The following is a 21801-nucleotide window of genomic DNA, read 5'->3' on the forward strand; positions in this document are numbered from 1 at the left end:
CCATGAATATACTCGACGAGATCATTGCCAGTAAATACAAAGAAGTTGCTGAACGCAAAGAACTGTATCCGGTGAAGCTGCTGGAGAAAAGTTTATACTTTGAAACGGCTTGCCTGTCCCTGGAGCGGTACCTGCTACGCCCCGACAAGAGCGGGATTATTGCAGAGATCAAGCGCAAATCTCCTTCCAAAGGCGACATTAACCCCTATGTTTCGGTTGAACGCACTTCGATCGGCTACATGCAGGCAGGCGCTTCGGCTTTGTCTATATTAACCGATGGGCCATACTTTGGCGGAAAAAACGAAGACCTCGTAACTGCACGCAAGTATAATTACTGCCCGATCCTGCGCAAAGATTTTATGGTGGATGAATACCAGATCGTGGAAGCAAAGTCGATCGGTGCTGATGCCATACTTCTGATTGCGGCAGCTTTGGAGCCTGCACGCTTAAAAGAACTGGCCGCCTTTGCCCGCTCGTTTGGCCTGGAAGTGCTGCTGGAGGTACACAACCTGGAAGAATTGCAGCAAACCCTTTGCGACGATGTAACGGTAGTAGGCGTAAACAACCGCAACCTCAAAACTTTTACCACCGATATCGCTTTATCTTTTGAGTTGGCAAACCATATTCCGGCTGGCATTACCAAAGTATCGGAAAGCGGCCTGAACCAGCCTGAAAAACTAATCGAACTGAGAGAAGCTGGTTACAACGGCTTCCTGATCGGGGAGACCTTTATGCAGCACAGCAGACCAGAACGCGCCGCAGCCGAATTTATGAAAGAGCTCAAAATGAAGCAGGAACAAAAAGCCCCGGTAGCATGAACATAAAAGTATGCGGTATGCGCGACCCCGAAAACATGCGGCAGGTAGCAGCCCTGCTGCCTAATTATATGGGGTTTATTTTTTATGAAGGATCGAAACGCAACTGTGCCGGATATATTACCCCTGAATTACTGGCAGAGCTTCCGGCAAGTATAAAAAAAGTAGGTGTGTTTGTGAATGAAACGACTGAAACCATACTTGCCACCGCACAAAAGTATAAACTGGATGTGATACAACTGCATGGCCGCGAAACACCAAGACAATGCCAGCAACTACAGGACACTGGTTTAGAGGTAATTAAAGCTTTTTCGGTGGATGATAACTTTACATTTGAAAACACCTTGTTATATGAGCGCAGCTGCAATTATTTTTTGTTTGATACGCGCGGCAATAATTACGGAGGCAACGGCACTGTCTTCGACTGGGAAATTCTGAAAAATAATTTATCTGTAAAACCATACTTCCTGAGCGGCGGCCTGAACCTGGAGAATATCCAAAGTAAAGAGTTTGAAAAGCTCAGACCAAAGCCTTTTGCCATTGATGTTAACAGCGGCTTTGAATCGGAACCAGGGATGAAAAAAGTGGAAGAATTAAATGAGCTGATGGTGTTAATCAGAGTAGAAAATAAATCGACAGGTTAACCCACCGCTAACCCCTCCAAGGAGGGGAACATGCTCTAAAAATAATAATGTAAGGTATTAAATCGAAATTTCCCTCCTTGGAGGGGCCAGGGGTGGGTAATTTTAAAATAAAGACATTCAAAATGAACTATAAAGTTGATGAAAATGGGTTCTACGGCAAGTTTGGTGGGGCTTATGTGCCAGAAATGCTGTACCCGAATGTAGAAGAACTTCGCCGGAATTACCTGGAGATTATATATGAGGCAGGCTTCCAGGAGGAGTTGCAGGCACTGCTGAAAGATTATGTGGGCCGTCCAACGCCTTTATACTTTGCCAAGCGCCTCTCTGAAAAGTATAACACCAACATTTACCTGAAACGCGAAGACCTGAACCATACCGGCGCACACAAAATCAACAACACAGTCGGGCAGATTTTGCTGGCACGGCGCTTGGGCAAAACACGCATTATTGCAGAAACCGGCGCAGGACAACATGGTGTGGCAACAGCTACTGTTTGTGCTTTAATGAACATGGAGTGCATCGTTTACATGGGTGAAGTTGATATTGAACGGCAGGCACCTAACGTAGCCAGAATGAAAATGTTAGGCGCTACTGTCGTACCCGCTACCAGCGGCAGTAGAACATTAAAAGATGCTACCAACGAAGCCATTCGCGACTGGATAAACAACCCGGAAGACACTTACTATATCATCGGTTCAGTGGTTGGTCCGCACCCGTACCCGGATATGGTTGCGCGTTTTCAGGCCATTATTTCTGAAGAGATCAAGGCACAGCTCAAAGAGAAAACCGGCAACGAAAACCCGGACTATGTGGTAGCATGCGTGGGCGGCGGAAGCAATGCAGCTGGCGCTTTTTATCATTATTTGGATACGCCGGAAGTAAAACTGGTGGCTGTGGAAGCCGCTGGCTTGGGCGTACATTCCGGAGAGTCAGCTGCCACATCGGTGCTGGGACGCGAAGGAATCATACATGGCAGCCGCACCTTATTAATACAAACCGAAGATGGCCAGGTAACGGAACCTTACTCCATCTCTGCCGGACTGGATTACCCGGGCGTTGGGCCCTTACATGCGCATTTGCACCAGACTGGCCGTGCCATTTTCGAAAGTATAACCGACGAAGAAGCGCTGCAGGCTGTACTCGAACTGACCAGACTCGAAGGCATCATCCCGGCGCTTGAAACGGCACACGCCTTAGCCGCTATTTCCCGCATTGGCGCAAAAGCAAATGAAGTGGTCGTAATTAACCTTTCCGGCCGCGGCGACAAAGACCTGACCACATACTTAGAGCGATTCGACTTAAATGGAAAATAGAATAAAGACACTTTTCGAGCGGAAGCCTGATAATCTGCTTTCGGTATACTTTACGGCCGGCTATCCAACCCTGGAGGCTACAGTTCCAATCATTCTGGAGCTGGAAAAAAATGGCGTAGACTTAATTGAGATCGGTATGCCGTTTTCTGACCCACTCGCCGACGGACCCACCATCCAGCAAAGCAGCGAAATTGCCATCCGCAACGGCATGACGATTCCAAAGCTGTTCGAACAGCTGCAAGAAATTAGAAAGCATACACAATTGCCGTTGGTTTTGATGGGCTACCTGAACCCGGTGATGCAGTACGGGGTGGAGCGTTTCTGCCAGCAAGCGCAGGAGGTAGGCATAGACGGCATCATACTTCCCGATTTACCTTTAGCAGATTACGTGCGGGAGTACAAAACCATTTTCGAAAAGTATGGCCTGTGCAAAATTTTCCTGGTAACACCGCAAACACCCGAGCAGCGCATCCGCGAGATCGACAGCCATACCAATGGGTTTATTTATATGGTTTCGTCGGCTTCGGTTACGGGCAGTACCAACGGGAATGCAGTTATCAATACCGATTATTTCCAGCGCGTTAAAAGTATGGAATTGCGCAATCCGGGCATCATCGGTTTCGGTATCCATAACAACGATACCTTTACCGAAGCCTGCAAACATGCCAGCGGCGCCATCATTGGCAGCGCTTTCATTGAGGCACTTTCAAAAGAAGGAAATCTAGAAGAAAATATCAGCACATTTATCCGGGGCATCAGAGAGAAAGTATGATCATACAATTGCAACAAGGCATTCCCGCCGAACTGAAAGATACCATCCTGCAACACGTAAAAGAAGTTGGCTTTAAAGCGAACGAGGTCAAAACACAAGAAGGCCATTACATTGTAGGCATCGGCAAAAAGGATTTTGATATTCGGACGCTGGGCCAGTTACCGGGCGTGGCCGATATACACCGCGTTTCGGATGAGTATAAACTGATTTCGCGCAAATGGAAAGTAGAACCAACCCGAATTGATCTGGGGGAAGGTGTGGTGATAGGCGAGGGGCAGTTCAGTATTATGGCCGGACCTTGCTCCATCGAAAGCGAAAAGCAGATCGAATTGGTGGTGCAGCACCTGGTAGAGAACAATGTTAAGATTATGCGGGGCGGCGTTTTCAAACCGCGCAGTTCGCCATATGCCTTCCGTGGGCTGGGCTTGGATGGTTTACAGATGTTCCACCGCCTTTGCCGCGAAAACGGCATTAAGATCATCACCGAAGTCATGCAGGTTTCGCAGATAAAGGATATGGTTGAATTTGTAGATGTTTTCCAGGTAGGAGCACGCAACAGCCAGAACTTTAATTTGCTTGATGCGCTCGGTGAAGCGCAGAAACCGGTTTTACTGAAACGCGGCATTTCCGGAACCCTGGAAGAGTTGTTGCAGGCAGCCGAGTATATTTTCTCGAACGGGAACGAGAAAATCATACTTTGCGAACGGGGCATCCGCTCTTACGAAAATGCCTACCGTAACGTACTCGACCTGAATGCAGTGCCGGTTTTGAAAGCCAAGACACACCTTCCTGTAATCGTAGATCCATCGCATGGCATTGGGCTGCGCGATTTTGTAGAAGAAATGTCGTTGGCAGCGGTTATGGCTGGAGCCGATGGTGTGATTTATGAAACACATCAGAAACCCGAAGAAGCCTTCTCTGACGGACAGCAAACCCTAAATTTTAAGGAATCCGAAAGACTGATAAAACGTATGCTCCAGACGTATGTGTTACGGGAGAGTTTTTAGCCTCCTTGATTAATTAAAATATAATTATACCGCAAGTTTGCAACTTGTGGTTGTGCATGAAGCAAGTTTGCAACTTGCGAATCTTTAACATAGGAATGCCCAAGTTACAAACTTGCCCTATTGTAGCTCCAAATTGCAAACTTGAAGCATGTAAAGTATAAAAAAGCCCGATGCTTAACTGCACCGGGCTTTTGTACTTTATACTTCAGAACACTTATTTCTTCAACGTTTCATCGAGCCATTTAAAGAATTCGTGTTGCCAAACCAACGCATTCTGCGGTTGTAACACCCAGTGGTTTTCGTCTGGTAAGTATAACAAGCGGCTTTTCAGGCCTTTTAACTGTGCCAGCTGGAAGGCCTGTAAACCCTGTTCGATGCCTACCCGGAAATCCTGTCCGCCCTGTACGATCAGGATCGGCGTGTTCCATTTGTTTGCATACTCGATCGGGTTAAACTGCTTGTAGGCTTCCGGTGCTTTTGTATCCCAGTAAGGGCCTTTCAGTTCGTTGTTGGCAAAGAAAAGCTCTTCAGTAGTACCATACCAGCTGCGCATATCAAACAAACCATCATGCGAGATAAAGGTCTTGAAACGGTTTTCGTGCACACCGGCCAGCATGAAGATAGAATAACCACCGTAGCTCGCACCAACTGCGCCCGAACGGTCCTTATCTACATACTTTTCTTTAGCTAAATCATCAAAAGCCGACAGGTAATCACGGATCGGTTGCCCGCCCCAGTCGCCGCTGATCTGGCGGTTCCACTCGTCGCCGTAGCCCGGCATGCCGCGTCTGTTTGGCGCAATTACGATATAGCCTTGTGCTGCCATTAACTGCAGGTTCCAGCGATACGAATAAAACTGGGTAAGTGCAGATTGCGGGCCGCCCTGGCAATAAAGCAGTGTCGGGTATTTTTTGTTCGGATCGAAATCAGGCGGATAAACTACCCACGAAAATAGGTCTTTGCCATCGCTTGCTTTGGTGATGCGCGGCTCCACTTTGCCCATCTCCAGCTTATCGTACACGTTTTTGTTTACCGAAGTCAGCTGCGTCATGTTACCAGATTTCAGATCAAGGCGGTAAAGCTCTGAGGCGTGGTTCATGTCGTTACGCGCTACTACCAGGCTGTTGCCCGATTGGCCTGCAATACCGTTCACATCAAACTGCCCTCTGGAAACCTGCTTTATACTTTTAGCTGAGAATTTGTTCAGGCTTTTCGGAAGTGCAATCTCATATACATGCTGCGTACCTTTACTGGCTGCTATAAACCAGATCTTGCTGCCGTCTTTGCTCCAGGTAAACGAGTTAATGGTTTCGTCCCAGTCTTTGGTCAGGTTATACTTCTGTCCGGATTTCTGGTCGTATACCATCAGGTCGTTCTGGTCGGCTTCGTTACCGTCTTCATCCATACTTAGCCAGGCCAGTTTCGAGCCATCTTCCGAGTAAGCAGGAGCGGTATCATAGCCGTTGTTGCCTTCGGTAAAGTTGGTGGTTTTGCCGGTTGCGATATCGTAACGGTAAAGCTCGGTGTTAGTGCTGACAGCGTATTCCTTGCCAAACTTCTTTTTGCTCACATAAAGTATACTTTTGCTGTCGGGGCTCCAGATCACGTCTTCGTGGCCACCGAAAGGCATTTGCGGCGAATCGAAGGGCTCGTTCGGCATAATGTCGGTGGCTGTTCCGATCTTGCCGTTATCATAGCTGGCAAAAAATACGTGTTGAAATTTACCATCTTCCCAGGTATCCCAGTGGCGGTAGTTCAGGTCGTCGTATACATATGCATTCGATTTTTTCAACTCCGGATAAATGTCGGTGCTGTGCATCTTTTTAACTTCCACTTCGCGCGTGAAAAGTATGCGCTTGCCATTCGGCGAAAAACGCGGGTTGCTCAGGCCGCCTTCAACATTCGTCAGCTGCTTTGCTTCGCCGTTTGCCGGTAATTGCCACAGCTGGCCTTTATGCAGGTAAATAACAGTGCCGTTCTTATCGATATGAACAACGCTTTCGCCGCCTTTGGAAGTAGTGAGCTGCGTAGGCTGGCCACCCGCTACCGGCATTCGGAACAGGTTGCGCTCGCTGCCGTTCTCTTCCATATTTACAAAGCTAACGCCGTAGATAACAGATTTGCCATCCGGCGTAACAGCTTCAGCCGAAACGCGGCCCAGTTTCCAGAGCAGCTCCGGGGTCATGCGCTGTTGTGCGTGCGCCATACTTACAGCAAACACCCCAGCAAGAATAAGTATCTTTTTCATACCCCAAAAATAACCTAAATACCGACATTCTGAAACCAACTCACCGCGTTAGCGTTCCTGGCTTGTATTAATTATGAAAATTGTTGCCGTATTATTCGGTTCAACTGTTATATTTGCCTCCATGTATAACGCACCGGCTCATTTGCATCATCATCATGCACGAAATGCAACTTTCGGAGCCGTCTGCCTATGGATTAGATAATCGTATACTTTTATACTTCCAAAAGCCTGACTCCGAAACGAGTCAGGCTTTTTTTGTTTTAGATCGGGATGAACAGAATCCATACTTGTGTGTTCATCTGTAACTTTTAAATCATACTTTAAAATGAACCTAGTTATAGTGGATTACAAAGCCGGAAACGTGCAGTCTGTGCTTTTTGCGCTGGAACGGCTGGGCGTGCAGGCAAAACTGAGCAGCGATTTCGAAACGATAAAAGCGGCAGATAAGGTGATCTTTCCGGGCGTTGGAGAAGCATCTGCCGCCATGGCGCAATTAAAAGCCCGCAACCTGGATAAACTGTTGCCCGAGTTGGAGCAGCCTTTTTTTGGCGTTTGCCTGGGCATGCAGTTGCTTTGTCAGCATTCTGAAGAAAGCGACACGGATTTGCTAGGAATTATCCCGTTACCAGTAAAGCGTTTTCAGACTGATCTGAAAGTACCGCACATGGGCTGGAACCAGCTCGCAAACCTGAAAACGCCTTTATTTGAGGGCGTGGCCGAGCAGGATTTTGTATACTATGTGCACAGCTTTTATGTACCCCTCAGCGAGTATACGATTGCCCAAACGTCATACCCGGATGCGTTTTCGGCAGCCTTACAGTATAAAAATTTCTATGCGGCCCAGTTTCACCCCGAAAAAAGCGGCGCAGCCGGTTCTCAGATACTTCAAAACTTTTTAGCATTATGATGGAAATTATTCCTGCCATAGATATAATCGGAGGCCAGTGTGTGCGCCTGTCCGAAGGTGATTTTGCCCGCCAGACTACTTACAATAGCAACCCGCTGGAAGTTGCCAAAATGTTTGAAGCCAATGGCATTACACGACTGCATTTAGTTGACCTGGATGGCGCAAGAGCCAAAAAGCCGGTAAACCTGGCCGTGCTCGAAAGTATAGCTACCAATACAAATTTAACAATTGATTTTGGTGGCGGTTTGCAATCAGATGAAGCGGTGCAGCAGGCATTTGATGCGGGTGCAAAACAGATCACAGCCGGAAGTATAGCCGTACGCGAACCGGAAAAAGTAAAAAGCTGGCTGATAAAGTATGGCGCGGAAAAGATCATCATCGGTGCTGATTTTAAAGGAACGAACATCGCAATTGCCGCCTGGACCGAAGAAAGCCAGTTTTCGTTGCAGGATTTTATGGCTGGTTATGTTAAAACCGGAGCTAAGTTATTTATCTGTACCGATGTAAGCAAAGACGGCATGCTGCAGGGCCCCTCCATGAACACATACCGACACCTGCGGCTTACCTTACCTGAAGCAGGTCTGATTGCCAGCGGCGGCGTTACCACCATCCAGGACCTGGAAGAGCTGCAGGAAATAGGTGTAACAGGCGCCATCATTGGCAAAGCCATTTACGAAGGAACGATTGATCTGAAAGACTTAGCGCGATTTTTATGTTAACCAAACGCATTATTCCCTGCCTCGATATTAAGAATGGCCGCTGCGTAAAAGGTATCCAGTTCGAGAACATTCGCGATGCCGGCGACCCGGTGCAACTGGCCAAATGGTATGCCGAGCAAGGCGCTGACGAACTTGTTTTTCTGGATATTACCGCCACAAACGAAGAGCGCAAAACCTTTGCAGAACTGGTACGCGATATTGCCCGCCACATTGATATTCCGTTTACAGTGGGTGGTGGCATCAGTTCTGTGGCAGATGTGGAAGTGCTACTAATGGCAGGTGCCGATAAAGTTTCGATCAACTCATCGGCCATAAAAAATCCGGCGCTGATCGAGGAACTTGCCAAACACTTCGGGAGCCAGTGCGTTACCGTAGCCATCGACACCAAGTATACCGAAGCAACCGGCTGGAAAGTATACACCCGCGCCGGCACCATCGAAACCGAACATGCTACCGTGGACTGGGCTAAAAAAGTAACAGAACTGGGCGCAGGCGAAATTCTTTTAACAAGTATGAACAACGATGGCACCAAAGCAGGCTTTGCCCTGGATATAACCAAAGCCGTTTCGGAAGCCGTTACAGTGCCGGTTATTGCTTCGGGTGGCGCCGGTACAATGCAGCATTTTTCGGATGCTTTTAAAGAAGCCAATGCCGACGCAGCACTTGCCGCCAGCCTGTTCCATTTCCGTGAACTGGAGATTCCGGTACTTAAAAACTTCCTGAAAACGCAGGGAGTTGATGTAAGAATTTAATTGTTGAATGAGTGAATGTGTGATTGAGCGATTAAATCTCAGAACTCAAAACTCGAGACTCAGAACTAAAGTATGAATTTAGATTTCGATAAAATGGAGGGGCTGATGCCTGCCGTGATACAGGATAATACCACCGGCCAGGTTTTAATGTTGGGTTACATGAACCAGGAAGCGCTGGAGAAAACACAGCAGGAGGGTTTGGTCACGTTCTTCTCACGTTCCAAAAACCGCCTCTGGACCAAAGGAGAAACATCAGGCAACACCATGCAGGTGGTCAGTATAAAAGAAGATTGCGACAATGATTCGTTGCTGATTAAAGTGAACCCGAACGGACCGACCTGCCATACCGGCGAAACAAGTTGTTTCGGGGAAGAGGCAAGCAGCAAAAGAACAAAAGCGATCCAGTTTATCGCGCAGCTGGAAGAAGTAATACAGCAGCGAAAGCTAAATCCGGCGGAGGGTTCTTATACCAACTTTCTGTTTGATAAAGGTATCAACAAAATAGCACAGAAAGTAGGCGAAGAAGCTGTTGAAACAGTGATAGATGCCGTAGCCGGTAAAACAGAAACCATGAAAGGCGAAGCTGCCGATCTGCTCTACCACTTATTGGTATTACTGGCAGCCAGCAACCTCGAACTTGCCGATGTGGTGGAAGTGTTGCAGGAACGACACAAAAAATAACGAAAATGCAAAGTATAAAAGCAGGGTAATTAGGAAATAATATGCCCTGCTTTTATACTTTTAATCTGCTTAGTGCTTATATATAACATTATAAGGTCCCTTGCAGCATGTAATTTAGATGCTAGCATAAGTATAGTTTAAACTACTCTATAATTACACGCGGAATATTAAGCGGGAGCCGGGTTAATAATTCATAATTCAGTTGGGTGCTGAGCTCACCGAAAGAGGCTACCGTTATACTTTCATTTCCCTGTTTCCCTAACAAAACCACTTCATCCTCTTTTTGTACATCGGCAATGTGCGTTACATCCACCATCATCACATTCATGTTTACGTTGCCTACTACAGTGGCGCGTTGCCCCCTGATAAGTACATGGCCCAAATTGCTGAGTGAGCGGCTATACCCCCAGGAATAGCCAACAGGGATGATGGCAACGGTCATATCCCGGGATGCCTGATAGGAAGTGCCATAGCCAATATATTCTCCCTGCGGGACAGACTTCAGACTCATGATGCGGGTCTTCCAGTTGATCAGCCGGCGTAAGGGGTCCGTTTTTTCTTTATGCTGTCCGAAATACTGGCTGTGCGTTTCCGGGCTGGGCCACAAGCCATACTGCATGATCCCTACCCGAACCATATCCATATGCGTTTCCGGATATGCCATTACAGCTGCAGAGCAGGCAGAATGTAACTGCCTGGGTATTATATTATGTTGAAGTAACTTGTCTACCTGTTGTTTAAAGCGTTGCTGCTGTGCCATAACCCTGTCATGGTTCTGCACACTTTCGGCACCGGCATAGTGGGTGCATAGCCCCTTTAGCTCTAGATGCTCTTTATTTGAGATTAAAAAGGAGATCACGTTTTGCAGAGAGTTCAGATCAAAACCTGTGCGGTTCATACCTGTTTCCAGCTCCACGTGAAGCCTGGCTCTTTTATTTATACTTTTTGCAACAGCTACAGCCTGAATAAGTCGTTCCGGTTCAAAAACAAAAAACTCGATCTCGTTTTGGATCGCCCATTCCAGCTCCTCGTTATCCAGGTAGCCCATGATCATGATGGTTGTAGGCGCAGGTGCAACCGATGTAAGGCGCAATGCTTCATCGGCACTGAAAACAGAAAAGTGCGTAACACCACATTCCTGAGCAAGGGGTGCAAACTGCTCAATTCCGTGCCCGTAGGCATTTCCCTTAATCACAGAAGAAAACTGCACTTGCGGACCTGTTACCTGCTTCAGGAAATCAATATTATTCTGGAGTGCTGATCTGCTTATTTCAATAAAAGAGCTGTTAAACATAGGAAGTTACTGGCGTAGTATTTTTTGGAGGATGCCATAAAACAAGGCGGCACCCGTAGGAATAAGTTCATCCGGGAAGTCGTAGTCGGAGTGGTGGAGTTGGGGCTGCGCGGTGCCGGCTCCCAAACCAAACAAGGCTCCTTTGTAACGTGCTGTAAAGTGCCCGAAATCTTCTGACCACCTGAAAGGCTGTACGGCTTCTTCTACAGCTAGTTCCAACTCACGTGCGGCACTTCGTACTATTTCAACTTCAGTGTTATGGTTTTGGGTGGCCGGGAATTCTTCTGTAAACTCAATCGTGTGTTCCAGTTTATGAGCAGTGGCTATGGCCAGAACCTGTTGTTTTGCCAGCTCTTTCAGTTTCTGAAGATCATCCGGCTGATAGGAGCGAAGCGTGGCCATAACCGTAGCAAAACCGGGGTTCGTGCCAAAAGCAATTTCGCCAAGGCGAGCGTGTATGATAGTGAGCAACGTAAGGTCCTGAAACTGCTTTTTATTTTGAATGATTTCCTCGAAAGCAAGTATGGTTTCAGCCATCGCCGGTCCCGGATTGAGGCCGTTTTCAGGTTCGGCGGCATGAGAAGGTTTTCCCTGGTAAGTTACGATCATGCCGGTAGAGGCAGCTGCAAATACATTGTGCCGAATCACAACCTGGTGCAATGGTTTGCCCGGCAAATTATGCAAGGCAAACACATAGTCGGGTTTTATTTCTTTCTCAAAACGCTTATCCTGCAAAACAGCCCAGGCACCCGCGCCGTTTTCTTCGGCTGGTTGGTAGAGCAGCACAACTTTACCACGCGCAGGCCGCTGCTGGTGCAGCATACTGCCTAAAGCAGTTAAAATTGTCATATGCCCGTCGTGTCCGCATTTATGTCCCTTGCCTTCATACTCTGAAAGGTGCGCAAGATCAGTATTTGTTTCAGCAATAGGCAAGGCATCCAGCTCAGCCCTGAAAAGTATGGTCGGGCCACCGGGGTTTTCACCGTGAAAGATGGCAGCCACGCCTGTTCCTCCTAAACCAGTCAGAAGCTGGTCCGGTTTATACTTTTGCAGGTGAGTTCCAATACGATGTGCCGTCTCTGTTTCCTGGCCTGACAGCTCCGGATAGCGATGCAAAGTATGGCGCAAAGCTAGTAACTCGGGTAAATCGGATAAATTGGAGTAAAGCATAAGTTTGAAAGTATAAATTTATTCTTCTTTAGATCCCTTAGTGATAAAGCATCCAGTAAAGTCATATTTCAGGAAAGCAATATTGCGCTGTCGTTTAAATGCGCTTATTTTTATTGTACTGATCAGAATAAATTATTCCTAAATAAGCTGACCAAAACAATCATTTGTTTTAGTAGTCATCGCACTTTAAATTTTTTAACAAATAAATAATTGCATTTCCCTAACCTCGGTATCGTTTTAGATGTTTAATAGAAGGGTTATTTTAAATCTATATGTTGCACTTAAAAAAATCGAAAGCGAACAGCCGTTCTTCGGAGCAGTTTAATTTAGAGCTGCCTGATAGCCATGGGCCTTTCCATATTATCGGAGATGTGCATGGGTGTTTTGATGAACTGGTATGCCTGCTTCAGAAATTAGGGTACAGCATTACTTTTGATCAAAAGAAGCAAGCTTATAACATTGAAACGCCTGGCAACTTTAAAGTAATCTTTGTAGGCGATCTGGTAGACCGAGGCCCCAATTCGCCTGAGGTATTGCGACTTGTGATGGATATGATGACGCAAGGCCTTGCCTACTGCGTAAGCGGAAACCACGACGATAAACTATTCCGTAAACTACAGGGCCGGCACGTTAAAATACGCCATGGGCTCGAACTCACTGTAGAACAACTCGAAAAGTATGATAAAGCTTTTCATGAACGCATCCTTGATTTTCTGGGATCATTACCGCACCATATCATACTGGATAACGGCCGCCTGGTAGTAGCGCATGCCGGCCTGGAAGAGCGCTTACACGGGAGCAATACCAAAGGAGTTCGCGAACTATGCCTTTACGGACCCACAACCGGAGAAACAGACAGCTATGGCTTACCTATTCGCTTAGACTGGGCCGCAGATTATTGCGGTAAAGCCATTGTAGTTTACGGTCATACACCGGTACACGAACCAAACTGGCGAAACAACACCATTAATATTGATACTGGTTGTGTTTTCGGAGGTCGCTTATCTGCCTTAACCTATCCCGATCATGTTATCACTTCTGTAAACGCATTCGAAGTATACGCAAACTCAATCCGCCCATTTCTGAAAAACTACCATCACCAATAAGTACTTACCTTATCAGCTCCTAAAACAGCTCCAGTTAAAAATAAGTCATGCTGGTATCAAGCCTTTCGATTGCCACTCAGCTAGCGGTAATTCAATATCCTTGATCTGTCCGCATTGTATATCGAGCACCCAGCCGTGTACCTGCGGATACTTTCCTTTTTGGTGGGCACTGTGCATGACCGAAGAAATACAAATGTTTTTAACCTGAGCGATCACATTTAGTTCGGCAAGCTTATTAATGCGGTCATCCTCACTTGGAAGCGCATCAATCTCTGCCCGGTTATTCAGGTATATTTCACGGATCGGGTTTACCCAGTTTCCTACCACACCGGTAGCTGTACCGCTGTAAGCTGCTGCAACGCCACCGCAGCGGTAATGCCCGCAAACTACAATGTGTTTTACTTCCAGTACATCCACTGCATATTCCAGCACAGCCAGCAGGTTCATATCGGTTAATGATACCTGGTTGGCTACATTCCGGTGAATAAAAAGCTCGCCCGGTTCTGTTTTCGTGAAGTTATTTAAAGGCATCCGGCTATCTGAGCATCCAATAAACAGGAAAGGTGGTTTCTGGCCTTCCGAGAGTTTATCAAAGTATAAAGCATCGGTTTGCAGCCTTTCAGAGGCCCACTCTTTGTTGTTCCGGATCAGGTCTTCGTAGTTGTGGTAGTGCATCGCTTTCTGGTTTTAAATTAAAATTTTTAGAATTGAATTTAAAGGATCTCCTTTAACCTGGTGCATCAGTTACAACCTCTTTGCTGATATACCGGGAGTTGAGTAAGCTGAGCGCGCCCATATACCGGAGCCCGAATTGCAGCGTATCGCCCACTTTATACTTGTCTGCATTCTTACCCAACTCAATCACGAGCATATCCGAACTGGCCCCCACAACAGTTTGCTCATCCTTCATGATCAAAAACTTAGGATTGATATCCAGCAGTCCCACATCTAAAATAGCGCGGTGAGATTTTTTGCCATAAAGCGATTCATCAATCTCGTAGCTGTCGCCACTTGGGTTTTCTGCCATAATTCCGTTGGGCACCATAGGCTTTTCGGTGAGTTCTATAATTTCGGCGCTGAGTTCAAACACATCATGGTGCATGCCTTCAAAAGTTTCTCCGGTAAAAAGGTTAAGCCCGAAAAAGAGCGCCTCCCCAACCCTGAAATGGTTGATCCCTTTGGGTAACTGGTGTGTGAACAGAAGCGGAATAGTAACGGAAGTGCCACCAGAAATCCAGGGAATTTTACGGTTAAATTTTGCCTCGATGATCTGGGTATAAAGGCTCAGCTGTATCAGCTTATCCTGGGTTGGCATAACGCCGTGCAGGCAATTAAAATTAGCGCCAAGCCCAATCACGGATATACCCGGCAGCTCAAAAACCTGTGCATAAAAGTTTATCAGTTCTTCACCCATCACACCTTCGCGCAGATCGCCCATCTCGATCATGATGATGATCTTGTGAATTTTTTGCTGCCGTACAGCTTCCGCTGATAAGAGCCGGATAATATCCAGTTCTGTTTCAAAACTAACGTCAGCAAATTTGATGATATCGGGTATACTTTTTTTGGGAGCCGGTTTTATGTAAACGGTCTGTACATCAGGTGCAATTTTCTTGATCGCTTTGAGGTTGCTCACGCGCGAATCGTGTACTTCCTTCACACCCAGATCAAGTACTTCGCGCAGGAATTTCTCTTCCCCGCACAGTAGTTTGGTCACGATGCCGTAATCAATTTTGTGGGCTTTAAAGACCTGTTCCAGGTGCCGGTAGTTGTGTTGCAGTTTATTGCGGTAAAGCTTTAAAACAGCCATTTTTTATCGTTGTAATCTGTATTCCAAATATTTATTTGTGAAACCCATTTTCTCATACAGGTGCCGTGCGGGGTTCTGAGGTTCTACGTGCAGGGCTATACTTCCAGATACGGTTTCGGTTGCCAGTTCCACCAGTCTTTTACCAACACCTTTGCCGCGCTGGCTACTATCAACCGCTACATAAACCAGTATGTTTTCCGGTATGTAGCCGCTCATGCCGGTGTTGTTCAGAATAAGCGCCCCTACTACACGGTCGTTTTCGCGGGCTACCAGTACGGCGCCGCCTTTACCTTCCGCTTCTGACAAGGCATAATCCATGCATTTGGAAATATCTGCACGTGCATCGCCATACTCATCCAGGTGCTGAAAAAGAAAATCGATCACCTCATCGCGATTCATGTTATGCTGTTCCTGAGGCGTGTAACTCGTGTAGTGTAGGCTGTTTTCTTCTGCCATGTTAGCTTTATTTTTTGTTTGGATATAGGTACGTAAACGTGATATACAATAAGAAGGACACTGTTAGGCCAAAGAAATTAGGGTCTAACTGATACGGGAGCCTGAAACTGATACCAAGCAGAGGCACTTGTATCAAGCTGTTTGCTGCTATGGTTTGGCTAACTAGTGTATGCAGTTGCGACCCGCTCAGGTTAGTCCATGTAGCCTGCAGGTCGGCCGGAAAATAGGATTGCAAAGTACTTGCCTGTGCCTGTATGTCAGCGGGATCGGCTACAGTAGTTACCATCCATACTTGTAACAGCACTGTAACCGAGCCACCTGCCAGCATGGCCCAGAAAGCACCTGTACTGCTCCGCCTTTTCCAGAAAAGTGCTCCGATAATCGGTACAAATAAACCAGAAACCATAAAAGCATACGAATACAGCATCAGGTCCAGCACGTTTGTCATCATGGAAGCCAGCCAAAGCGCCAATATGCCAACCAGTAAAGTTACAAGTTGTGATAAGCGCAGCGTAGAGTGGGCGTCGGGATCAATTTTACGGAAATGGCTTAAAATGTCGGATACAATGTTGCCTGATGATGCCATCAGGCAGCTGTCTGCTGTAGAAAGTATAGCAGAGAAATAAGCGGACAGCATAAGGCCTGTAAGGCCAATAGGCAGTACCGTTCGTAACAGCATCGGAAGCCCGGTTTCAGGATCAATAGCTGCGCCGCCGGTTAAACTATCGAACATACCCTGCTCAGCAGCTACCCTCGAAAGCAACCCAAGCAGAACGCCCATAAATGCCATCACCGGCCACTCAAAAAAGCCGGCCAGGTACCAGGCACGACGCGCAGTTGCTGTATCGCGGCTGGCATAGATACGTTGATACAGCGTCATGCCTACAAACCAGATCGGTATAATCGTAATAGCCCAGTTAACTACCTGCTGCCAGGTTATATTAGTAAGGGAGAGAAAATCGGAAGGAAGTGTTGTACGGATGGCTGCCATACTTCTTTCAGACTGAGCCGATAGCCATTGTGTATCAGTAATATTAGCGAAGGTAAGCTGCTCCAAACCACCTACAGCCAGAAAAGAGACCGGCATCCCGATAAAGATCAGGCCACCCATCAGTATGGCCCATTGTATGGTGTCGGTATAAATAACGGCTTTCATGCCACCCATCACCGTGTAAACCACTGCAATTACCCCCATAATAAGCAGGGCAGTAGTCAGGTCTAAATTCTGGATAGTGCCGCTGGCCAGTTTCGCACCTGCCAGAATCTGAGAACTGGTAAAGCCTGTGTAACCAATGGCGGATATAATACCTGCCAGCAGAGCCACACGCCTGTTAAAGTAATACCCGAACAGTTGCGGAAAAGTCAGAAACTTACTGAAAGCAGGATTGTCTTTCACTTTCGGGATCAGAAACACTGCTGCGAGCCAGGCTCCGAGCAGGCCAGTAAAAAGCATCCAGGAACCTGAAAGGCCCATAGTAAAACCAAGTCCGCCTAACCCGATCGAAAAGCCGCCGCCCACATCTGTCGCAACAACGGAAAGGCCTATGTGCGTGCTTCCCATTTCTCTGCCCCCTACATAGTAATCATCGGCTCCGTCATTTTTTTTGAGAAAGTAAAAGCCAAAACCGAGCATGGCCAGCATATAGAGGGCAAAAATAGTTAGATCTACAAAATGCATTTATTAGTAAAGTATAATTTATAAATAAAGATTTAAATTGGGTTATACTTTAAGTTAATAAAAAAAGAGTCAAAATGCATCAATTTAGGCTATAAACATACTTAAAATGTAGTTAATGCATATTTTACGCTAAAGGTTTTATACAAATTACTTAAAAATAGACCTGCTATACTTCAGAATCTGTTGCTACTATTCTTAAAGAAAATTATAAGGAGGGTACAATTAAAATCTGTTCTGTGAAGAAGCTTTGAAAAGTGAAGCCTAAAGGAATTAGCAATTTACAAAGCGACACAAACTTGAAAACCAAATATTGGCACTGAGTTTCCAAAGCAAAAGCTAAGGAGAGTCATTTTACACTTAGCTTTCAAAAATTAGTTTAACCGATAACTGTTTGAATTTTAGGTATTTTAATTGTTTGTTTCTGATATTTTGCGTATACTTAGAGAAGTAAGAGCATGCTTATGCCACTAGCTTTCTGTGTTATGGTACGCATCGGTTTCCTTTTTCTGCTTTTCATTTTGCTGCTCCCGCTTCCCGGCCTTTCGCAGCAACTACCGTTCGCTGATTCGGATACTGTATATTTTAGGGGCAACCGAAAAAAAATAACCATTCCATTTAAGCTTGTTCATAACCTGATCATCATTCCGGTACAGATCAATAGCTCCAATTCGCTAAACTTTATACTTGACAGCGGTGTAAAACATACGCTCATTACCAAGTTATTCTACACCGATTCGCTTGATATTAACAATGCCCGCGAAATAGAAGTGAAGGGTTTGGGAACAGGGTATACGATTAAAGCTTTGTACTCTGCCGGCAACCGCCTGGTAATGCCCGGAATTGAAGGAAAAAACCAGCAGGTTTATGTGTTGATGGAAGATGTTTTCAATTTATCGACCCGTATGGGTATGCCGGTGCATGGCATTATTGGCTACGATATCTTTAAGAACTTTATTGTAAAGATTAATTACAGCAGCCAGGAACTGACACTTTACAGGCCGGATACTAAAGTTAAAAAACATAAACGAGCAGAAGAATACCCGCTTTATATAGAGCAAAACAAAGCCTATGTGTACGGAAAAGTGAGCCAGCACAACGGCGATACCATCAGCGTAAAACTGGTAATTGATACAGGTGCCAGCCATACCTTATCGCTTTACCTGCCATCGCATAACAAACTGGCTTTGCCGCCAAAAGTAATGCAGGCGTACCTGGGCCGGGGCCTGAGTGGCGATATAAACGGCAAAATAGGGCGGCTGAACAGTTTTACCTTAGGCAAATATGAACTCACCAACATGCCGGCCTCTTACCCGGATACGGAAGCCATACAAGCCGCTTTAAATCTATCCAATCGTAACGGAAGCCTGGGTTCTGATGTGTTAAAACGCTTTACCGTGGTGCTGGATTACCCGCATAAACGCATGATGCTGGTGCCCAACCGCAAGTATAAAGAACCTTTCCAGTATAACTTAGCTGGTTTTGAACTGACAACGCCTTTACCTGGGACCAACTTTTATGTGGTTTCGAATGTGATAGACGGCTCACCGGCCAAGTTAAAAGGGCTGATGCCCGGCGACCAGCTCATAAACATCAGTGGGCGCGATTGCACCGAATTGGATTTAAACAATGTACTGAAATTAATGGAAGGCAGGCCAGGAAGCAGATTAAGGATGCAGCTGCGCCGCGATTCCAAACTGATTAATGTAGACCTGGTGCTGCAAAGCGCTATTTGAAACTAGCCTTTTACAGGCGCATTCTGAAAATCAAAGTATACCTGTAATAGCAGAAGGGCTACCGCCAGTACCATCAATCCTATTCCGATATACATCCTGACGGGTGGCACTGGTTTTAACACATTATTCCCGGCTGCATCCACTGTATTGAACTTAAAAGTAGCCAGCATAAGCCCGTTTCCGAAACTTAACCAGATCGCAGCCATCATAATATCCCGCGTCAGGAACAACGAAACCGTACCTACTGCCGAAAAAAGTATACCGAAGAAGATGGGAAGCGAAAACTGTTTCATGAACTTTTGAAGCGAATCTGTAAGCTGCAAATATACACAGGAACAGGCAAGGTATAAATTTTAGTTTTAAGCCGCCAAGTTTATACTTTACATTGGCTTTACAAAGTATAAATAAGAAGCTGGCAAAGTATAAACTTTCTCATAAATTTAAATTAATTATTGTTTATTAAATTTTTATTCTGAAAACTTTGCAGCGAACTGGGACGAAACCATAAGCCCATATTTACATAACTAAGAAAATGCAAAAAACTATTTTATCATCTGACATGATAAAACACTCTTTCCAGAAGAGTGCTGGTTTTTCTATCCTCCTCTCAGGCCGGATAGTTTTAAGGCAGGCCCTGCTTTCATTGCGCCTCAGGCCCTAGGCCGACGTGCTTCCTGATCGCTTACGCAGCGGTTATCTTTTCTCCCTACATATTTATTTCATGCGCTACCTGTAAGGCTGGGCTCGTTTGTATGCAGACAGTCGCTTTAAGGTTTGCCGCTCTTGTATCTATTTAGCTTTATGGCTGCGCTTCGCGTGGCTCAGGTATTCTGTTATTTTTTTATGAGCGATCAACCTGCTTTCAACATTCTAGTTGCCAGTGCGCAACATCACCTATACGCTGCACAGATCTGTGCCGAAATGGAAGCTTCAGCTAAAGCGCGCGGTACCGGCATTGCCAAACGTTCGCCTGACTATATCACCCAGAAAATGCTGGAAGGCAAAGCAGTTATTGCTCTACACCAGGATGGCAGATGGGCAGGCTTTTGTTACATCGAAACCTGGAGCCATGGCAAGTACGTCGCCAATTCTGGCCTTATTGTGTCGCCGGAGTTACGTAAAAGCGGGCTGGCCAAAAGTATAAAACAGTGTATTTTTGAGCTTTCGCGCACTAAATACCCGGATGCTAAAATTTTCGGATTAACTACGGCGCTCGCTGTGATGAAGATTAATTCCGATCTGAACTACCGGCCGGTAACATACTCCGAACTGACTGATGATGAAGCTTTCTGGGCGGGCTGCAAGAGCTGCGTGAACTATGAGATCCTGATGAGCAAGCAGCGCACCAACTGCCTTTGCACGGGCATGCTCTACGACCCTGAACGCGAAAACAAAAAAGCTATCGCGCAGCCTGCACAGGCAACTATTTCCATTTTACAAGCTGAAGCGCAGCATTAATTTAACTCTGAATCAGATATAAAATCATGAAAAATAATAAAGTAGTGCTGGCTTTCAGCGGCGGTCTGGATACCTCTTACTGTGTGAAGCACCTGAAAATAGACAAAGGCCTGGAAGTGCACGCCGTACTGGTAAATACTGGTGGCTTTTCTGCGGAAGAGTTGCAAGAAGTTGAAAAACGCGCCTATGCGTTGGGCGTGGAAAGCTACGAAGCACTGGATGAAGTGGAGCATTACTACCAGAGCTGCATCAAATACTTGGTTTTCGGCAATATCCTGAAAAATAACACGTATCCGCTTTCGGTTAGTGCCGAGCGCATTACGCAGGCAATGGCAGTTGCAAAGTATGCCAAAAAGATTGACGCAGCTTATGTAGCGCATGGCAGCACTGGCGCAGGCAACGACCAGGTCCGATTTGATATGATCTTCAATATCATGATACCGGGAGTAGAAATCCTGACGCCGATTCGTGACAACCAGCTTTCACGCGAAGAGGAAATTGAATTCCTCAAAAAACATGGCGTGGAAATGGATTTTACCAAAGCCCAATATTCTATTAACAAAGGTATCTGGGGCACTTCGGTTGGCGGCAAAGAAACGTTGACGTCGCACCAACCTTTGCCTGAAACTGCTTACCCGACGCAGGTTACAAAAGAGGGGCAGGAGCAGATTTCGCTTCAGTTTGAGCAAGGCGAACTGGTAGGAATTAACGAGCAAAAATACGCATCTCCGGTGGCGGCTATCCAGGCGTTACAAGCAATCGCTGCTCCTTATGGCATTGGCCGCGATGTGCATGTTGGCGATACCATCATTGGTATAAAAGGACGGGTTGGGTTTGAAGCGGCCGCCCCAATGGTCATCATAAAAGCGCATCATACCCTGGAAAAACACGTGCTCACCAAATGGCAACTTTACTGGAAAGAGCAACTGGCTACCTGGTACGGCAACTGGCTGCACGAAGGCCAGTTTATTGACCCTGTGATGCGCAACATCGAAGGTTTTCTGCAGGAAACGCAGCAAAATGTAACAGGCACGGTGCATGTGCTATTGGCGCCTTACCGTTTCCAGGTGCAGGGCATCGAGTCTAAGTATGATCTGATGAGCAGCGCTTTCGGCAGCTACGGCGAAATGAACAATGGCTGGAGCGGCGAAGATGTAAAAGGATTCTCAAAGATATTTGGCAACCAGGCCATGTTGTACCACCAGGTAAACGGAACGGAGTTTTAGTATGGCCACCCG

General features: G+C 46.4%; 22 protein-coding genes. 14 read left to right on the forward strand and 8 right to left on the reverse strand.

Going from position 1 to position 21801, the window contains the following annotated elements; genetic code table 11:
* The first annotated feature begins 2 nt into the window (after window positions 1–2).
* The 5 genes from trpC to DP923_RS08050 all read left to right on the forward strand — a co-directional run bounded on the left by trpC (window position 3) and on the right by DP923_RS08050 (window position 4551).
* The gene (gene trpC, locus DP923_RS08030) at window positions 3–818 is read left to right on the forward strand and encodes an indole-3-glycerol phosphate synthase TrpC (RefSeq protein WP_112305317.1); all 816 of its coding nucleotides are present in this window, start codon (window positions 3–5) and stop codon (window positions 816–818) included.
* Window positions 815–1459 (forward strand): phosphoribosylanthranilate isomerase, encoded by a 645-nt coding sequence (locus DP923_RS08035; RefSeq protein WP_112305318.1) that lies wholly within the window; start codon window positions 815–817, stop codon window positions 1457–1459. The genes trpC and DP923_RS08035 overlap by 4 nt, the downstream gene beginning before the upstream one ends.
* Window positions 1460–1581: 122 nt before the next feature.
* Complete coding sequence (trpB, locus tag DP923_RS08040) at window positions 1582–2772, forward strand: tryptophan synthase subunit beta (RefSeq protein WP_112305319.1); 1191 nt, start codon at window positions 1582–1584, stop codon at window positions 2770–2772.
* Window positions 2762–3544, forward strand: coding sequence for a tryptophan synthase subunit alpha (gene trpA, locus DP923_RS08045; RefSeq protein WP_112305320.1), 783 nt, complete (start codon window positions 2762–2764; stop codon window positions 3542–3544). The genes trpB and trpA overlap by 11 nt, the downstream gene beginning before the upstream one ends.
* Complete coding sequence (locus tag DP923_RS08050) at window positions 3541–4551, forward strand: bifunctional 3-deoxy-7-phosphoheptulonate synthase/chorismate mutase (protein WP_112305321.1); 1011 nt, start codon at window positions 3541–3543, stop codon at window positions 4549–4551. The genes trpA and DP923_RS08050 overlap by 4 nt, the downstream gene beginning before the upstream one ends.
* 214 nt (window positions 4552–4765) lie before the next feature.
* Here the strand turns inward: DP923_RS08050 and DP923_RS08055 are convergent, their stop codons facing one another.
* The gene (locus DP923_RS08055) at window positions 4766–6799 is read right to left on the reverse strand and encodes a S9 family peptidase (RefSeq protein ID WP_112305322.1); all 2034 of its coding nucleotides are present in this window, start codon (window positions 6797–6799) and stop codon (window positions 4766–4768) included.
* 113 nt (window positions 6800–6912) lie between these two features.
* On the opposite strand from DP923_RS08055, the gene DP923_RS16675 reads away from it, so the two are divergent.
* The 5 genes from DP923_RS16675 (at window position 6913) to hisIE (ending at window position 9858) form a co-directional block, all read left to right on the forward strand.
* On the forward strand, window positions 6913–7104 hold the full coding sequence (locus tag DP923_RS16675; protein WP_165838165.1) for a hypothetical protein: 192 nt from the start codon (window positions 6913–6915) through the stop codon (window positions 7102–7104).
* A 20-nt stretch (window positions 7105–7124) separates the two neighbouring features.
* Entirely contained in the window at window positions 7125–7706 is a 582-nt protein-coding gene (hisH, locus tag DP923_RS08060; RefSeq protein ID WP_112305323.1) for an imidazole glycerol phosphate synthase subunit HisH, read from the forward strand.
* Window positions 7703–8425, forward strand: coding sequence for a 1-(5-phosphoribosyl)-5-[(5-phosphoribosylamino)methylideneamino]imidazole-4-carboxamide isomerase (hisA, locus tag DP923_RS08065; protein WP_112305324.1), 723 nt, complete (start codon window positions 7703–7705; stop codon window positions 8423–8425). The genes hisH and hisA overlap by 4 nt, the downstream gene beginning before the upstream one ends.
* On the forward strand, window positions 8419–9177 hold the full coding sequence (gene hisF, locus DP923_RS08070; protein WP_112305325.1) for an imidazole glycerol phosphate synthase subunit HisF: 759 nt from the start codon (window positions 8419–8421) through the stop codon (window positions 9175–9177). Before hisA ends, hisF begins: the two co-directional genes overlap by 7 nt.
* A gap of 72 nt (window positions 9178–9249) precedes the next feature.
* Window positions 9250–9858, forward strand: coding sequence for a bifunctional phosphoribosyl-AMP cyclohydrolase/phosphoribosyl-ATP diphosphatase HisIE (gene hisIE / locus DP923_RS08075; protein ID WP_112305326.1), 609 nt, complete (start codon window positions 9250–9252; stop codon window positions 9856–9858).
* Between the two features lie 142 nt (window positions 9859–10000).
* On the opposite strand, the gene alr is transcribed toward hisIE, so the two are convergent.
* On the reverse strand, window positions 10001–11152 hold the full coding sequence (alr, locus tag DP923_RS08080) for an alanine racemase (protein ID WP_112305327.1): 1152 nt from the start codon (window positions 11150–11152) through the stop codon (window positions 10001–10003).
* Between the two features lie 6 nt (window positions 11153–11158).
* Window positions 11159–12322, reverse strand: a complete 1164-nt coding sequence (locus tag DP923_RS08085; protein WP_112305328.1) for an amidohydrolase — start codon at window positions 12320–12322, stop codon at window positions 11159–11161.
* A 272-nt stretch (window positions 12323–12594) separates the two neighbouring features.
* Here DP923_RS08085 and DP923_RS08090 point away from each other — a divergent pair, with 272 nt between their 5' ends.
* Window positions 12595–13428, forward strand: coding sequence for a metallophosphoesterase (locus tag DP923_RS08090; RefSeq protein ID WP_112305329.1), 834 nt, complete (start codon window positions 12595–12597; stop codon window positions 13426–13428).
* 45 nt (window positions 13429–13473) lie between these two features.
* On the opposite strand, the gene DP923_RS08095 is transcribed toward DP923_RS08090, so the two are convergent.
* From DP923_RS08095 to DP923_RS08110, 4 genes are read right to left on the reverse strand one after another with little or no spacing between them, the layout of a single operon-like run.
* Complete coding sequence (locus DP923_RS08095) at window positions 13474–14103, reverse strand: carbonic anhydrase (protein ID WP_112305330.1); 630 nt, start codon at window positions 14101–14103, stop codon at window positions 13474–13476.
* Between the two features lie 52 nt (window positions 14104–14155).
* A complete protein-coding gene (locus DP923_RS08100; RefSeq protein ID WP_112305331.1) occupies window positions 14156–15238 on the reverse strand; it encodes an alanine racemase in 1083 nt (360 codons plus the stop codon).
* Between the two features lie 3 nt (window positions 15239–15241).
* Window positions 15242–15694 carry a GNAT family N-acetyltransferase gene (locus DP923_RS08105; protein WP_112305332.1) on the reverse strand — a complete coding sequence of 151 codons (453 nt, stop codon included), beginning with the start codon at window positions 15692–15694 and terminating at the stop codon, window positions 15242–15244.
* A 7-nt stretch (window positions 15695–15701) separates the two neighbouring features.
* A complete protein-coding gene (locus DP923_RS08110) occupies window positions 15702–17372 on the reverse strand; it encodes a sodium:solute symporter family protein (protein ID WP_112305333.1) in 1671 nt (556 codons plus the stop codon).
* Between the two features lie 461 nt (window positions 17373–17833).
* Here DP923_RS08110 and DP923_RS08115 point away from each other — a divergent pair, with 461 nt between their 5' ends.
* Window positions 17834–19105, forward strand: coding sequence for an aspartyl protease family protein (locus DP923_RS08115; RefSeq protein WP_112305625.1), 1272 nt, complete (start codon window positions 17834–17836; stop codon window positions 19103–19105).
* Between the two features lie 2 nt (window positions 19106–19107).
* Here DP923_RS08115 and DP923_RS08120 read toward each other — a convergent pair whose 3' ends face one another.
* Window positions 19108–19398: a hypothetical protein gene (locus DP923_RS08120; RefSeq protein WP_112305626.1), complete on the reverse strand. Its 291-nt coding sequence runs from the start codon at window positions 19396–19398 to the stop codon at window positions 19108–19110.
* 550 nt (window positions 19399–19948) lie between these two features.
* Here DP923_RS08120 and DP923_RS08125 point away from each other — a divergent pair.
* Window positions 19949–20563: a GNAT family N-acetyltransferase gene (locus DP923_RS08125; protein ID WP_112305627.1), complete on the forward strand. Its 615-nt coding sequence runs from the start codon at window positions 19949–19951 to the stop codon at window positions 20561–20563.
* Window positions 20564–20589: 26 nt separating this feature from the next.
* Window positions 20590–21789 carry an argininosuccinate synthase gene (locus tag DP923_RS08130; protein ID WP_112305334.1) on the forward strand — a complete coding sequence of 400 codons (1200 nt, stop codon included), beginning with the start codon at window positions 20590–20592 and terminating at the stop codon, window positions 21787–21789.
* The last annotated feature ends 12 nt before the right edge of the window (window positions 21790–21801 follow it).

The organism is Pontibacter arcticus (assembly GCF_003284895.1).
GTDB classification, from domain to species: Bacteria; Bacteroidota; Bacteroidia; order Cytophagales; family Hymenobacteraceae; genus Pontibacter; species Pontibacter arcticus.

Bases quoted from the DNA above. Each gene is read 5' to 3' on its own strand.
- trpC (WP_112305317.1), top strand. From the start codon at position 3: ATGAATATACTCGACGAGATCATTGCCAGTAAATACAAAGAAGTTGCT.
- DP923_RS08035 (WP_112305318.1), top strand. From the start codon at position 815: ATGAACATAAAAGTATGCGGTATGCGCGACCCCGAAAACATGCGGCAG.
- trpB (WP_112305319.1), top strand. From the start codon at position 1,582: ATGAACTATAAAGTTGATGAAAATGGGTTCTACGGCAAGTTTGGTGGG.
- trpA (WP_112305320.1), top strand. From the start codon at position 2,762: ATGGAAAATAGAATAAAGACACTTTTCGAGCGGAAGCCTGATAATCTG.
- DP923_RS08050 (WP_112305321.1), top strand. From the start codon at position 3,541: ATGATCATACAATTGCAACAAGGCATTCCCGCCGAACTGAAAGATACC.
- DP923_RS08055 (WP_112305322.1), bottom strand. From the start codon at position 6,799: ATGAAAAAGATACTTATTCTTGCTGGGGTGTTTGCTGTAAGTATGGCG.
- hisH (WP_112305323.1), top strand. From the start codon at position 7,125: ATGAACCTAGTTATAGTGGATTACAAAGCCGGAAACGTGCAGTCTGTG.
- hisA (WP_112305324.1), top strand. From the start codon at position 7,703: ATGATGGAAATTATTCCTGCCATAGATATAATCGGAGGCCAGTGTGTG.
- hisF (WP_112305325.1), top strand. From the start codon at position 8,419: ATGTTAACCAAACGCATTATTCCCTGCCTCGATATTAAGAATGGCCGC.
- hisIE (WP_112305326.1), top strand. From the start codon at position 9,250: ATGAATTTAGATTTCGATAAAATGGAGGGGCTGATGCCTGCCGTGATA.
- alr (WP_112305327.1), bottom strand. From the start codon at position 11,152: ATGTTTAACAGCTCTTTTATTGAAATAAGCAGATCAGCACTCCAGAAT.
- DP923_RS08085 (WP_112305328.1), bottom strand. From the start codon at position 12,322: ATGCTTTACTCCAATTTATCCGATTTACCCGAGTTACTAGCTTTGCGC.
- DP923_RS08090 (WP_112305329.1), top strand. From the start codon at position 12,595: ATGTTGCACTTAAAAAAATCGAAAGCGAACAGCCGTTCTTCGGAGCAG.
- DP923_RS08095 (WP_112305330.1), bottom strand. From the start codon at position 14,103: ATGCACTACCACAACTACGAAGACCTGATCCGGAACAACAAAGAGTGG.
- DP923_RS08100 (WP_112305331.1), bottom strand. From the start codon at position 15,238: ATGGCTGTTTTAAAGCTTTACCGCAATAAACTGCAACACAACTACCGG.
- DP923_RS08105 (WP_112305332.1), bottom strand. From the start codon at position 15,694: ATGGCAGAAGAAAACAGCCTACACTACACGAGTTACACGCCTCAGGAA.
- DP923_RS08110 (WP_112305333.1), bottom strand. From the start codon at position 17,372: ATGCATTTTGTAGATCTAACTATTTTTGCCCTCTATATGCTGGCCATG.
- DP923_RS08115 (WP_112305625.1), top strand. From the start codon at position 17,834: ATGCCACTAGCTTTCTGTGTTATGGTACGCATCGGTTTCCTTTTTCTG.
- DP923_RS08120 (WP_112305626.1), bottom strand. From the start codon at position 19,398: ATGAAACAGTTTTCGCTTCCCATCTTCTTCGGTATACTTTTTTCGGCA.
- DP923_RS08125 (WP_112305627.1), top strand. From the start codon at position 19,949: ATGAGCGATCAACCTGCTTTCAACATTCTAGTTGCCAGTGCGCAACAT.
- DP923_RS08130 (WP_112305334.1), top strand. From the start codon at position 20,590: ATGAAAAATAATAAAGTAGTGCTGGCTTTCAGCGGCGGTCTGGATACC.